12 protein-coding genes are annotated in these 13,054 nt (G+C 72.9%); 6 read left to right on the forward strand and 6 right to left on the reverse strand.

Annotation, left to right across the window (positions count from 1 at the left end; all coding sequences use genetic code 11):
- Positions 1 to 89: 89 nt before the first annotated feature.
- Complete coding sequence (locus tag ACZ38L_RS15290) at positions 90 to 944, reverse strand: hypothetical protein (RefSeq protein WP_465693035.1); 855 nt, start codon at positions 942 to 944, stop codon at positions 90 to 92.
- A 529-nt stretch (positions 945 to 1,473) separates the two neighbouring features.
- Here ACZ38L_RS15290 and ACZ38L_RS15295 point away from each other — a divergent pair.
- From ACZ38L_RS15295 to ACZ38L_RS15310, 4 genes are all read left to right on the forward strand, one after another.
- Entirely contained in the window at positions 1,474 to 3,204 is a 1,731-nt protein-coding gene (locus tag ACZ38L_RS15295) for an ABC transporter ATP-binding protein (protein WP_465693037.1), read from the forward strand.
- A 302-nt stretch (positions 3,205 to 3,506) separates the two neighbouring features.
- Complete coding sequence (locus ACZ38L_RS15300) at positions 3,507 to 4,340, forward strand: PP2C family protein-serine/threonine phosphatase (protein ID WP_465693039.1); 834 nt, start codon at positions 3,507 to 3,509, stop codon at positions 4,338 to 4,340.
- Entirely contained in the window at positions 4,337 to 5,323 is a 987-nt protein-coding gene (locus ACZ38L_RS15305) for an MASE1 domain-containing protein (RefSeq protein WP_465693041.1), read from the forward strand. The genes ACZ38L_RS15300 and ACZ38L_RS15305 overlap by 4 nt, the downstream gene beginning before the upstream one ends.
- A gap of 86 nt (positions 5,324 to 5,409) precedes the next feature.
- Positions 5,410 to 5,766, forward strand: a complete 357-nt coding sequence (locus ACZ38L_RS15310; RefSeq protein ID WP_465693194.1) for a PRC-barrel domain-containing protein — start codon at positions 5,410 to 5,412, stop codon at positions 5,764 to 5,766.
- A gap of 31 nt (positions 5,767 to 5,797) precedes the next feature.
- Here the strand turns inward: ACZ38L_RS15310 and ACZ38L_RS15315 are convergent, their stop codons facing one another.
- Together ACZ38L_RS15315 and ACZ38L_RS15320 are read right to left on the reverse strand one after the other, a co-directional pair.
- Positions 5,798 to 5,953, reverse strand: coding sequence for a DUF6131 family protein (locus tag ACZ38L_RS15315; protein WP_396567768.1), 156 nt, complete (start codon positions 5,951 to 5,953; stop codon positions 5,798 to 5,800).
- A 75-nt stretch (positions 5,954 to 6,028) separates the two neighbouring features.
- Positions 6,029 to 7,402: a tetratricopeptide repeat protein gene (locus tag ACZ38L_RS15320; RefSeq protein ID WP_465693044.1), complete on the reverse strand. Its 1,374-nt coding sequence runs from the start codon at positions 7,400 to 7,402 to the stop codon at positions 6,029 to 6,031.
- A gap of 185 nt (positions 7,403 to 7,587) precedes the next feature.
- Here ACZ38L_RS15320 and ACZ38L_RS15325 point away from each other — a divergent pair, with 185 nt between their 5' ends.
- Positions 7,588 to 8,448: a neprosin family prolyl endopeptidase gene (locus tag ACZ38L_RS15325; RefSeq protein WP_465693046.1), complete on the forward strand. Its 861-nt coding sequence runs from the start codon at positions 7,588 to 7,590 to the stop codon at positions 8,446 to 8,448.
- 118 nt (positions 8,449 to 8,566) lie between these two features.
- Here the strand turns inward: ACZ38L_RS15325 and ACZ38L_RS15330 are convergent, their stop codons facing one another.
- From ACZ38L_RS15330 to ACZ38L_RS15340, 3 genes are all read right to left on the reverse strand, one after another.
- Positions 8,567 to 9,325: a TetR/AcrR family transcriptional regulator gene (locus ACZ38L_RS15330; RefSeq protein ID WP_465693048.1), complete on the reverse strand. Its 759-nt coding sequence runs from the start codon at positions 9,323 to 9,325 to the stop codon at positions 8,567 to 8,569.
- A gap of 69 nt (positions 9,326 to 9,394) precedes the next feature.
- Positions 9,395 to 10,912: an MFS transporter gene (locus ACZ38L_RS15335; RefSeq protein ID WP_465693050.1), complete on the reverse strand. Its 1,518-nt coding sequence runs from the start codon at positions 10,910 to 10,912 to the stop codon at positions 9,395 to 9,397.
- 118 nt (positions 10,913 to 11,030) lie between these two features.
- Entirely contained in the window at positions 11,031 to 11,489 is a 459-nt protein-coding gene (locus ACZ38L_RS15340; protein WP_465693052.1) for a winged helix-turn-helix transcriptional regulator, read from the reverse strand.
- 442 nt (positions 11,490 to 11,931) lie between these two features.
- Between ACZ38L_RS15340 and ACZ38L_RS15345 the strand changes: the two genes are divergently transcribed.
- The gene (locus ACZ38L_RS15345) at positions 11,932 to 12,915 is read left to right on the forward strand and encodes a phospholipase D-like domain-containing protein (protein ID WP_465693054.1); all 984 of its coding nucleotides are present in this window, start codon (positions 11,932 to 11,934) and stop codon (positions 12,913 to 12,915) included.
- Positions 12,916 to 13,054 lie beyond the last annotated feature (139 nt).

The raw sequence follows: 13,054 nt of genomic DNA on the forward strand, positions 1-13,054 counted from the left end.
CTAATTTACTCGTGAAATAGATGCCCGCTTCGAGCCGGTCGCTCGGCTGCGGGACGCTCGGCCCTGGGCCCACCCGGACGGAGGACCGCTCAGGCGTAGGACGCCGGCAGGGACGAGGAGGTGCTCGACGGGCGGGCGGCCGTGAGGGGGGCGCTCGCCAGTACGGAGCCGTCGTCCCCGACCAGCAGGACCCCGGTCACCGGGGCGGCGCCGGCCGGGTAGGCGACGCTCCAGTGGCCGTCGCCACTGGACAGGTCGAAGGTGCCGACCGTGACGGTCGACCCGTCGGCGCGTTGGAGCCGGCACTTGACCGCGTGGCCCAGTGGTCCGCCGGTGTGCATCGACAGGTACATCCACGGCGAGTGCGAGGCGAAGACGAAGACCTGGCCCACCATGTGCCCGGCCATCCTGAACTGGGCCGTGAACATCCCGTGCCCGTCCGCGGAGGCGGGCGCGGAGGCCGCCGGGGCGGGAGCCGGCCCGCTGGTGGAGTTGCCGATCGCCCAGCCGACCGCACCGGCCGCGAGGGCCGCCGCGGCGGCGGCCGCCGGGACGGCCAGCCGCAGCCGCGCCCCGGGGCGTCGGGCCGACCACCGCCGGGCCGCCTGCTCCCGTCGCGCTGACCGGGGCGACCGCCTGAGCCGCCCGAACCGCGCACGCTCCGTGGACGGCACGGACGGCACGGACGGCACGGGCTGTTCCAGGCGCAGCCCGACCCGCTGGAGCACCCGGGACTCGAATCCGACCGGCGGCTCGCGGCCCGGGATCAGGTCGAGCAGCCCGTCACAGGCGAACGCCAGCCGGCGGACGTACTCGCGGCAGGCACCGCAGCGCTGCAGGTGGACCATCGCGCCGGCCCGTTCGCGCGCCAGCAGTATGCCGAGCGCGAGTTCCGCGCCGAGCTCGTGGAGTTGCTGACAGGCGGGGCTGTCGGGTTCGGTCATGGCCGCCACCGTCCGGTGCCAGGGTGTGTGAACCATCCCCCATGGCCGCTTCAGCGAAGGGCCGGTCCGGTCCGTTCCGTTCCGTTGCGTACCTCTACTACGAACCACCCGTTCGGAAGGATTGCCACGGCGGGGCACCGAACGCCGCGCCGCGCGGGAAGTCAGACGCCGCCAGATTTCGTGACCCGCTCGGCAATCCCTTCGGGTGACTGATCCGTATGGGTTAAAGGGCACGGGAGAGGTTCGACTCCCGTGCGTCGACCGCGGGGATCCGCGGCCAACGAATCCGTCGGGCGTTCCACCGCCCGACCGATGCGGAGAAGGGAGCCATGATGAGCGTCTTCCGCTCCTTCGGCGGCCGTACGCGGCGCAACTGCCGTCGCCACCACCGTCGTCACCACCGCTGGTAATCGCGAAGGGGAAGGCAAGGGGGAATCTCCCTGCCCACGGGGGCCGACGGCATGCCGTCGGCCCCGCTTCCTGCCCGCGGGAAGCACTCCGGAAGCACTCCGGGGAGGAGGCAACCGTCGTGGATCCCGTGCCGAGCGGAGCGGACGGGCCGAGCACTCCGGACGCGGTGGCTCCGGCGCCGGTCGTCCCGGTCCGCGAGGCCTTCCGGCGCTTCTGGCCCTGGGTGCGCCCCGACGCGCCCTGGCTGCTGGCCGGCGCCGTCCTGCTGGTCGCCGGCACCTTCGGCGAGGTGGTGTCGGTCTGGCTGTTCAAGGACCTGATCGACGAGGTGCTGCTGCCCCGCCGTTTCGTGGACTTCTGGCCGCTCGCCCTGGCCATGGCCGGCGCCACCGCGCTCGCCGCGTTGCTGGTGTTCGGCGGCAGCTACACCGCCACCCGGGTCGCCGAGCGGTACGTGCTGCGGCTGCGCACCTCCGTCGTCCGCCACCTGCACACCCTGCCGCCCGACACGCTGGAGCGCCGCCGGCACGGCGACGTGGTGTCCCGGCTCACCTCGGACATCTCCGCGATCGAGCAGATGGTCGCCTCCGGCCTGGTCGAGGGCGGATCGGCGCTGCTCGGACTCCTGCTCTTCGCCTCGGCGGCGGTCTACCTGAGCTGGCCGCTCGCACTCGCGGCACTCGCGGTGGCGCCGCTGTTCTGGGGCAGCGCACGGTTCTTCGGCGGACGCATCCTGGACCGCGAGCGGGAGGCCCAGCGACGCACCGGCGCCGTGACGGCCGCGCTGGAGGAGAGCCTGCGCAACGCGGTGGTCACCCGGACCTGCACCGCGGAGGGGCGTGACGTCGCGCGGGTGCGACGGGAGGGCGAGGCGCTGCTGCGCGCCGAACTCGCCACCGCGCGGCTGGCCGACCTCTATCCGCCGCTGCTCAACGTCCTGGAGGTGGTCGGCGGTCTGATCGTGGTCGGCGTCGGCGCGTTCGAGCTGGACCGCGGCGTGCTGAGCCTGGGCGGCCTGCTCGCCTTCGCCGCCTTCACGGCCCAGCTCTTCGAACCGGCCCAGCAGCTGGCCGGCCTGGCCGCGGTGGTCGGTGCGGGCGGTGCGGCGGCCGAGCGGGTACTGGAACTGCTGGACACCGAGACGCCGGTGCGCGAACGCCCCACCGCCCACCAGGCCCGGGCCGTCAAGGGCCGGCTGTGCTGCGAGGACGTCCGGGCCGGCTACCCGGACCGGGCCGGCCGGCCGGTGCTGGAGCACGTCGGCTTCACCATCGGGCCCGGCCAGGTGCTGGCCGTGATGGGGCCGAGCGGCTCGGGCAAGTCGACGCTGGCGAAGTTGCTGGTCCGTTTCCTCGACCCGGAGGCCGGCGCGGTCCGCCTCGACGGCGAGGACATCCGGGACCTCACGCTGGCCTCGCTGCGCCAGGCGGTGACCCTGCTCCCGCAGCAGGCACCACTCTTCCGCGGCACGATCCGCGACAACATCGCCTACGGCCGGCCGGATGCCTCGCGGGACGAGATCGAGCGGGCGGCGAAGGACGCCGACGCCCACGACTTCGTGACGGAACTCCCGCACGGCTACCAGAGCGAGCTCGGGCTGGACGGCTTCCAGCTCTCCGGCGGCCAGCGGCAGCGGATCGCGATCGCCCGGGCGTTCCTGCGCAGCACCCCGGTCCTGGTACTGGACGAACCCACCGCGGGACTGGACGACGAGTCCGCCCAGCGGGTGATCGCCCCGCTACGGAACCTGATGGCCGGCCGCACCACCGTGCTGATCACGCACGACCAGGCCTTCGCCCGCTCGGCCGACTTCGTCCTGACGCTGCCCGGCCCCCCGGCGGGCTCCTGACGGACGCACCCGCCGCCACGCTCCCCCACCTGCCCAAGAGGGCCGCTCGACCTGGGCACCTGCGGCGTCGGCCCGGTCCCGCCGTCCCCGCCGACCTCGCGGACCGGCCGCGCACACTGCCGCGGGCAGCCCCGAGGAGTCGCCGCGCGGCAGCCGGAACTGATCGCACCAGTCGAACCACGGCTCGTCCAGCCCCGTCCGCGCCCGGCTGCCGCGCGGGCGACGGCGGGTTAACCTGAGGCGCAGGCTGCGGTGCGCGCCGCACCCGCCGCAGCCATGACCCGACGCCCTTCGGAGGGTCGATGACCCGACGCCGTCCCACCCGGCCCGCGAGCGCCGACGACCTGCTCACCGAACTCGGGCGGCTGACCGCCCAGGCCCTGGAGCGGGCGGAACTGCAACGGGCCCGGGTGGAACTGGCCGAGGCGCTCCAGCGCGAGCTGCTCCCCGGTGCGCTGCCCGAACTCCCGGGCCTGCGGACCGCGGCCCGCTACGCGCCCGCCCGGCACGGGCTGGCGATCGGCGGTGACTGGTACGACGGGTTCCGGCTTCCCGACGGGGCACTCGGCTTCTCGATCGGCGACGTCCAGGGCCACGACGTCGAGGCGGCCGCGTTCATGGGCCAGATCCGGATCGGTCTGCGCGCGGTGGCCGCGACCGCCGCCGACCCGGGCGAGGTGCTGAGCCGCGCCAACGAACTGCTGATCTCGATGGACTGCACGCTCTTCGCGACCTGCAGCTTCCTCCGCTTCGACCCCTCGACCCGGGAGCTGGTGAAGGCGAGCGCCGGCCACGTGCCGGCGATCTGGGCCACCGCCGACGGCCACAGCGGGGTCACCCAGGACGAGAGCGGTCCACCCCTCGGCATCCTCCCCGGCGAGGCCTACCCCACGGCCCGCCGCCGACTGCCGGCCGCGAGCGCGTACGTGCTGGTCACCGACGGTGTGGTGGAAGGTCCGTCGTTCCCGATCGAGGCGGGCCTGGAAGAGGTCGAGCGGGTGGTCCGGGCCGGGATGGGGGCCGATCCCGCGGAGCTGGCCGCCGAGGTGATCAAGGTGGCCGACCTCACCGGCCACACCGACGACGCGGCCGTGCTGGTGCTCTGCCACGACACCCCGGGCGGCGATGCCGGATGATCCCTGGCGTCCGGCGGGTCGCCGTGGCGGTCCCGGTGAACCTCGCCGTCGCCGCCTGCTACTTCGCGTCCGGGCGGCTCGGCCTGCTGGAGCGAGTGATCATCGGCGGCGCGGTGGTCACCCCGCTCTGGCCACCCACCGGAATCGCCCTGGCCTCGCTGCTCTTCCTCGGTCTGCGGGTCTGGCCGGGGATCGCGCTCGGCGCGCTGGCGGTGATCCTCACCATCCCCCCGTTCAACCCCGCCTCCTGGGGCATCGTGGCGGGTAACACCCTCGCGCCGGTCGGCGCCTACCTACTGCTGCGCCGGGTGGACTTCCGGGTCCGGCTGGACCGGCTGCGGGACGGCGCGGCCCTGGTGTTCCTGGGCGCCTTCACCGGGATGCTGGTCAGCTCGACCATCGGCAACACCGTGTTGCTGCTCGACGGCGCGCTGCCCCCGAGCGGGTTCTGGGCGGCCTGGTCCTCCTGGTGGACGGGCGACGCGATGGGCGTCCTGGTGGTCACTCCGCTGCTGCTGGCCCTCCGCACCGCGCGGCTGCCGTGGGACGGGGGTCCCTACCGCTGGGCCGAGCTCGCGGTCCTGCTGGGCGGCACCGCCGCCGTCACACTGGTCACCAGCCGCAGCGCGTTGGAGCTGCTGTTCCTGGTGTTCCCGCTGCTCATCTGGGCCGCGCTGCGCTTCCAACTGCTCGGAGCCGCGCCGTGCGTACTGCTGGTCTCGGTGCTGACCGTGGTGGCGGCGACGGATCACGACGGCCCGTTCGCGCACCACGGGCTGCTCGGGGTGATGGTGACCCTGCAGGCCCTGAACGGCGCCGCGGCGCTCACCGGGCTGCTGCTCTCCGCGGTCATCGCCGAGCGGGAGAACACCTACCGGCGGATCGAGGAGGCGTGCCGGGGGCTGGCCCAGGTGGTCGCCCGGCTCGCCCCGGGCGAGACCGAGCACCGCTGGCCGCCCTCGGGCGACGACGGGCTGCGCTGATCGCCACCGGACGGCCGTACCGACGCGCCGCCCGGGCCCGGTGGCGCGACGATGGAACGGGCATCCGAGGTGAGGAGAGCGCGATGGTGTTCCAGGTCGAGGACATCAGGGAGTGGCGCGGCCACGACGTGGTGGACGCCGAGAACCGAAAGATCGGATCACTGGAGGCCATCTACGTGGACACCAGTACGGACGAACCGGCCTTCGCCACCGTCATGATCGGACTACTCAACAAGCGCCGTCTGGTGTTCGTGCCCCTCAACGGGGCGACGGTCGGGCCGGGCTACCTGAAGGTCCGCTACGCCCGCGGCCTGGTCAAGGAGGCGCCCTCGATCGGCACCGACGACATCCTGCCCGCGGACGAGGAGCCAGCGGTGTTCGCACACTACGGGCTCCCGTACGCGACCGGGGCCGGTGGCGAGCGCAAGCTGGCCCGCCCCTGAGGCGGCGTGCGGTCGGCGCTCCACCGACCCGCTACCAGTAGTGACGCCGTCCGGCCACGGCGTGGCCGAGCGCGCCCAGCACCCACAGGACGAGCCCGATGGCCACCAGGATGATCCCGATGGTCCACAGGATCGCGAAGTGGGCGACGAACCCGATGATGAGCAGGATCACTCCAAGGATGATCATGATGACCTCCTGTCTCGGTCCCCGTTCGGGCGGTTGCCCGGCATCGCGGCGGCCAAACCGCGCGGGGCGACGCACTCACCGCGGCGGGTCGGCCGGTGCGGGGCCCAGCGTGGTCCGGCCGGGGGCGGCGCGGTGGACCAGGCCGGTGCGGTAGACGTCCAGGGCGGCCTCGGTACGGCCGGTGCGGCGCAGCAGGTCGCCGAGCAGGCGGCAGAGATCGGCCAGGTCCCCTGCCGCGCCGGCCGGTTCGAGCAGGGTCAGCGCGGTGCGGTAGTGCCGCTCGGCGCCGGCGAGGTCGCCACGCTCCTCGGTGATCAGCCCGAGCAGCCGGTGCGCGCCGCCCGCGTGCACCGCGCCGCGGGCGACGGTGAGCTCGCCGAGCAGTTGGGAGAGCAGCCGCTCGGCCTCGGCACCGTGGCCGCGGCGGCGCAGCACGTCGGCGAGTTCGACGTCCAGCTGCGCGGTGTACAGGGTGGCACGCGGACGGGCGAGCAGTTCCCGCGCGGTCCGCAACTCCCGCTCGGCCTGGGTTACTTCACCGTCCTGGGCGCGCAGGTAGCCGCGCATCCAGTGGCAGTGGGCGAGTTCGCTGCGGATGCCGAGCTGCCGGTAGAGCTCCTGGGCCCGGGCCAGTGAGGCGTCCGCCTCCGCCACCCGCCCCTCGGCCAGCAGGGTGCGGGCGACGCCACGGTGCATCCGGGCGACCAGCGCCGGGTCGGCGACCTGCGGTGCGAGCGCCAGGGCCAGTTCGGCCGCCCGAGCCGCCCGGGCCTGGGCGCCCATGTCCATGTAGGGCGCGATGACCGTCGAGTAGAGCAGCAGCAGGGCGGCGGGGTCCGGTAGCCCCTCGGCGTTGAGCCGGTCGATCGTGCTCTCCAACAGGTAGCAGGAGTACCGCAGTTCGCCCGCGAGCAGGTGGGCCACCGCCCGGCCGCGCAGCGCGGGCACCCGCTGCGGGAGCGGGGCGTCGGCCAACTGGTCCTCGGCGGCCTGGAAGTGTTCGATCGCCCGGTCCAACTCACCGGCCTCCAGCGCGCAGTCGCCCAACCCCACGAGCGCGGTGGCGTGTTCGGCCGGCAGGCCGAGCCGGTGCGCTTCGGCGGCCAGCGCCGCGTACCGCTCGGCCGCCTCGGCGCCGTCGCCCGCGCAGAGTGCCTGCCGCGCGTCGGTGAGCCGCAGTCGGAGGTCGGTGGCCAGATGCGCGGGCTGCCCGGTGGTCAACTCCTGGAAGCTGACACCGAGTCGGTCGGCGAGGTAACGCAGCGCGGTCTCGGAGGGGCGGACCCGTCCGGCCTCCAGGGTGGAGATGTAGGCGGCGGTGTAGGCGGGTTCGGCCAACGCCCGCTGGGTCAGGCCGCGTTCGGTGCGCAGCCGGAGCACCCGCCGGCCGATCACCTGACGGTCGTCGTCCGGCTCGTCGGGTTCCTGTCGTATCGCCCGCTTCGCCACGATGCTCCTCACCTTCTGCCGTCCGCCCCCGGGAGCGTCCCAGGGTATTGCGTGGCCCGATCCGGCACAGCTACGTTAAGCCGCAAGGTAAGTGAAGTTATGTCACGGATCAACCCGGTGTCGAGCAGCATCGCCTCGTACCGGCCACCGCTCCTGCCGCCCCCCCCACCGGATGGGACCCGTCCATGCGCATATCCCGCACGCTCCTCGCCGGCGCCACCGCGCTGACCGCCACCCTCGGCCTGCTCTGCGCGAGCCCGGCCGCCCGGGCCGCCACTCCCGACGCCCCGACCCCGCACGTCGCACCGGCACCGCTGCCCGACCTGCTGCCCTCGGCCCAGGCCCCCGCCGCCGACGGTTCGGGGCCGGTCTGCTGGTTCGGCGCCTGCTACGACTACGTCTCGGGACGGCAGCTGACCGACGTGACCGGCGCGAGCATCCGGATGCTCCAGGCCGCGCCGCGGATCAAGCCGGGCGACACCGAGTCGCACTCGCTGCAGGAGCTGGCCCTGCAGTCCGCCGACCAGAAGTCCACCGTGGAGATCGGCTGGACCGTCGACCTGGGCCTCAACGGTGACACCCGCCCGCACCTGTTCGTCTACCACTGGGTGAACGGCGCCGAGAGCTGCTACAACGGCTGCGGTTTCGTCCAGGTATCCCGAACCGTCAAGCCCGGCATGGCCGTGAGGCCCGGGACCGCGGCCAGGTTCGCGATCGAGAACCTGGCCGGCGACTGGTGGGTCCTCTATGACGGACAGGCCGTCGGCTACTTCCCCGGTGCGCTCTGGCAGGGCGGCTACACCCGGGCCCAGTTGGTCACCGCGTTCGGCGAGGTGGCCCACGCCACCGGCAGCACCTGCGAGCAGATGGGCGACGGCCGGGACGGCACCCGGCACGGCTCCTCCTGGATCGGCGACTTCCGGCTGACCGGCTCGACCGACACCCCCGCCCTGACCGTCACCGCCACCAGCCCGAACCTGTACGACGCGGGCCGGCTGACCCGGACGTCGTTCCGACTCGGTGGCCCGGGCAGCGGCCCCTGCTGACGCCGCCCCACCGACGACGTCGGTGGACCGCCCTGCCGCCGATCCGTCCGCGCGTGGATCGGCAGCGGGGCGTCCGGGCCGGTCAGACATCAGGTCGCGCACTGCGGGCGGGTTCCTCTCACGCCGGGCGGTTCGGTTGCGCTCCGGCGGCGATCAGGGCGTCGATGCCGGCCATCGCGATGTCCAGGGCCGCCTCGAACTGGCGGTCCCGGCCCGCGGCCACGCCACCCTCGACGCTGGACCTGACCAGGTCCTCGTTCTCGACGAAGCGGGGATCGACCCGCTCGACGATGCCGTAGACGACCCGGTTGAACTCGTCCTCGCCCAGTCCGGAGGCCCGCACCCGCAGCGACCACTGCGATTCCAACATGGCGAAGCCGTAGGCGAAGTTGAAGAGCAGCGCCAGCGCCCCGGCGAGCTGGTCCCCGGAGAGCCCGCTGCGGGTCGCCGCACCGATGGCGCTGCTGGAGAAGACCAGCGAGTTGGGCCCGAGCGCCAGGAACCGCGCGGCCAACTGCGCGGCCCACGGATGGTGTTGGAAACAGCGCCGGTACTCGTGGGCCAGCGCGCGCAGATGCCGCCGCCAGTCGCCGTGGTCCTCCAGCGGCTCGACCCGCATCTCGCCGAGCACCTCGTCGAGCGCGAGTTCCAGCAGCCCGTCCTTGGTGTCGACGTACCAGTAGACCGACATCGCGGTGACGTCGAGTTCCGCCGCCAGCTTGCGCATGGAGAACGCCTGGACGCCCTCGGCGTCGAGCAGGGCCACCGCCGCGCGGACGATCCGGTCCCGGCTCAGGCCGGTGGGGGCGCTGCCCTGCCCGCGTCCCTTGGGCGGGGCCACCCAGATGCTGCCGCCGGGGTCGCGGGGCTTGTCCACGATGTCCTTCCTTCTGTTCTCGCCGCACGGCCGGGGAGGACCGGCCGTGCAGCGATGGTAGGGGCGCGGTCAGCCTTCCTGTGCGACCGGCTCACCCTGCTGAGCAGCGGGTACGGGCTGCGCCGTGCCCGCCCGGCTCAGCAGCCAGGCGGCCAGGAACCCGCCGAGCAGCACGGCGACGGCTCCGATCAGCTGGCTGGTGGTGAGGCTGTCCGCGAAGGCGGAGCGCACCTGGTGGGCGGCGGACGGCCCGGCGGCGGCGAGCGCCTCGGGCAGCGAGCGGGCCGCCGAGTCGGGCAGTCCGGCGGGCAGCGCCCCGGCGAACCCGGCGGTGAGCACCGCGCCCAGCACGGCGACGCCGAGCGAGTTGCCGAACTCGCTGAGCGTGCCCATCAGACCGGAGCCGATGCCGGCCTTCTCCGGCGGTATCGACGTCATGATCGCGCCGGCCATGGCGGGCTGCGCACAGGCCACCCCCGCGCCCATCAGCACCAGGCCGAGCAGGATCCCCGGGTAGGAGCCGTCGCGCCCGAACTCGGCGATCGCGGCCAAGCCGGCCGCGAGCAGGGTCAGGCCGCTCGCGATGGCGATCGGCGGGCTGAGTTTCATGGTGAGGCGCATGCCCACGCCGGTGAGGTTGAGCGCGATGACGGTGAGGGCCATCGGCGCGGTGCGCAGACCGGCCGAGAGCGGACCGTAGCCGAGCACGAACTGCAGGTGCTGGGTGAGCAGGAAGAGCGAGCCGCCCATGCCGAAGCTGACCAGCACGCCGCCGGAGATCGCGCCGCGGAACCGGGCGTTGCGGAAGAACGCCAGGTCCAGCAGCGGGTGTTCGATCCGGCGCTCCCACAGCGCGAAGGCCAGCAGGAAGAGCAGGCCGAGCCCGCCGGCGACCAGGGTGCGTGAGCCGGTCCAGCCCGCGCCGGGGCCCTGGATGATCGCGTACACCACGCCGACCAGCCCGGCCGTGGAGAGCACCGCGCCGAGCAGGTCGGGCCGGTCGCCGCGCGGGTCCTTGGACTCGGGAACCAGCCAGGCGACGGCGATCAGGCCGAGGGCGGCCACCGGCAGGTTCACCAGGAAGACGGAGCCCCACCAGAAGTGCTCGATCAGCACCCCGCCGATCACCGGTCCGAGCGCGACGCCCACCGAGGCGATGGCGGTCCAGATGGTGATGGCCTTGGGCTGCTCGTCCGCGTCGAAGGTGCGCACGATGATGGCGAGGCTGGTGGCCAGCAGCAGGCTGCCGCCCACGCCCATGCCCGCGCGCGCCGCGATCAGCTCCCCCGGGTTGCCGGCCAGCGCGGCGCCGAGCGACCCGACCCCGAACAGGGCGAGCCCGAGCAACTGCACCTTCTTGCGCCCGTACCGGTCGGCGAGGCCGCCGGCGGCGATCAACAGCCCGGCCTGGGCCAGCGAGTAGGCACCGATCACCCACTGGGTCTGCGCGGTGGTGGCGCCCAGCTCCCGGGTGAGGGAGGGAACGGCGACGTTGAGGATGGTGTTGTCGAGCACCACGACGAGTTGGGCAAGGCAGATGACGGCGAGAATCAGCCATCGGTCCGCCCGGCGCTCGGCCTGGGACATGCCCGCTCCCCCTTCTTGTACGGCGTATATGTGTTCTACAACGTATAGGGAGGGCCGGCCGAGGTCGAACGAATTACCCGCGGGGTTCCGGAGCAGCGGGTCGACGCGAAGGTGAAGGTCAGGCGGGTCCGGTGGCGGACCAGCCGGGGACCTGGAAGCGGGGGGCCACGTCCGCACGGTGCACCCGCCGTCCGCAGGCGCGGCAGCACAGCACCGGGTCGAGGTCGGCTCCGCAGTCGTGCTCCCAGACCACCGGCGCCACCTCCGCCAGGTGCCGGTCACCCCACTCCTTGAGCAGCAGCAGGACCGGCCGCAGCTCCTGCCCGGCCGCCGTGGCCCGGTACTCGTAGCGCGCCGGGCGCTCCTGGTAGAGCACCCTCTCCAGGACGCCGGCGTCCACCAGCTTGCGCAGTCGGGCGGCCAGGATGTCGCGCGGCGCCCCCACGTTGCGCGCGATGGCGTCGAAGCGGTGCACGCCGAAGAAGACCTCGCGCAGCACCAGCAGGGCGTACTTGTCGCCGACCACCGCCAGGGTGTCGGCGATCGAACAAGGACGGGCGGTGGCTGCTGGGCTCATGCGTCCAGCCTAGGACACAGTCCATTGGATTTTCCAACCCACACGACCCCCGTACTCGCGCACCAGGATGGCCGCCTCCCGGACGCAGGGGGCCAGTCCACCCCGACCGGGTCACAACCACTCGGGGCGGTCCGGGCCGTGATGCCCCTCGGCCAGGGTGCGCAGCGCCCGGAAACCCACGCCGGCGGGAGGCTCCTCCCGCCCGTTCATCCGGCCATCACCGCGCAGTTGGCGACCAGTACCCCGTGCGCGTCTTCGGCGGTCGGACCCCGACGACTGTCGCCACGTCAGATCAGACACAGAAAGTGGACACGACAAGTTCACCGCAGAGGCCTATTCAGGCGTTCTACGCGCGTGGTTCTCTGAATTGACGAGGCGTCCCCCGCCGCCTGACAGTCGACGATCCGTCATGTCCCCAGCGATACCCCCAGGAGTTGCATCCATGATCCGTGCTTCCATACGCCGCGCCGCGGTCACCCTCGCCGCCTGCGCCGTCACGCTGAGTGCCGGATTCCCGGCCCACGCGGCGACGACGTACTCGGCGTTCGCGTTCGACCTGGGTTCCAGCGAGCCGACGATCTACTCCTTCATCAACTCCGCCACCAGGACGCTCGACATGACGATGTACGAGCTCAGCGACACCACGGCGGTCAACGACCTGATCGCGCGGGAGAGAGCGGGTGTGGACGTCCGGGTCATCCTGGACGAGCGGGAGAAGTCCACCAACGCGGCGGCGTACTCCGCGCTGCAGGCGGCCGGAGTGGGCGTTGTCTACTCGTCCTCCACGTACTACTACACGCACCAGAAGACCATCACGGTCGACGGCACCGAGTCGCTGATCCTCACCGGCAACCTCACCGCCAAGTACTACCCGACCAGCCGCGACTACGGCGTCTTCGACAACGACGCCAACGACGTCAACGCGATCGAGCAGGTCTTCAACGCCGACTACGCGCACACCGCGATCACCCCGAGCGACGGCGACAACCTGCTCTGGTCGCCCACCGACTCCGAGAGCCGGCTGCTGAGCGTCATCGACGGCGCCACCACCAGCCTCGACATCGAGGAGGAGGAGTTCAGCGACCAGGCCGTGGTGGACGCGATCGCGAACGCGGCCTCCAACGGCGTGACCGTGCGGATCGCGTTGGAGAACCCCTCCAGCTACTCCTCGGAGATCTCCGAGGTGGAGAACGCCGGTGCCACCGTGGTGGGTTACTCCTCCAGCACGGGGTTCTACATCCACGCCAAGGCGATCGTCGCCGACTACGGCCTCTCCACCGAGACCGTGGAGGCCGGTTCGATGAACGTCACCAGCAACTCGCTGGGCAGCAACCGCGAGCTCGGCATCATCCTGCAGGACCACGGCGTCGCGTCGGTCATCGAGTCCAGCTTCAACAGCGACTTCGCGGGCGGCACCCCCGCCTGACGACGGTAGCAACGGCGAAGTGGGGGGGGGGGGGGGGGGGGGGGGGGGGGGGGGGGGGGGCGCTCCGGGGGGGGGGGGGGGGGGGTGGGGGGGGGGGGGGGAGGGGGGGGAAGCAAAAGGGAGGGGGGGGGGGGGGGGT

The organism is Kitasatospora sp. NPDC024654, from assembly GCF_055559155.1.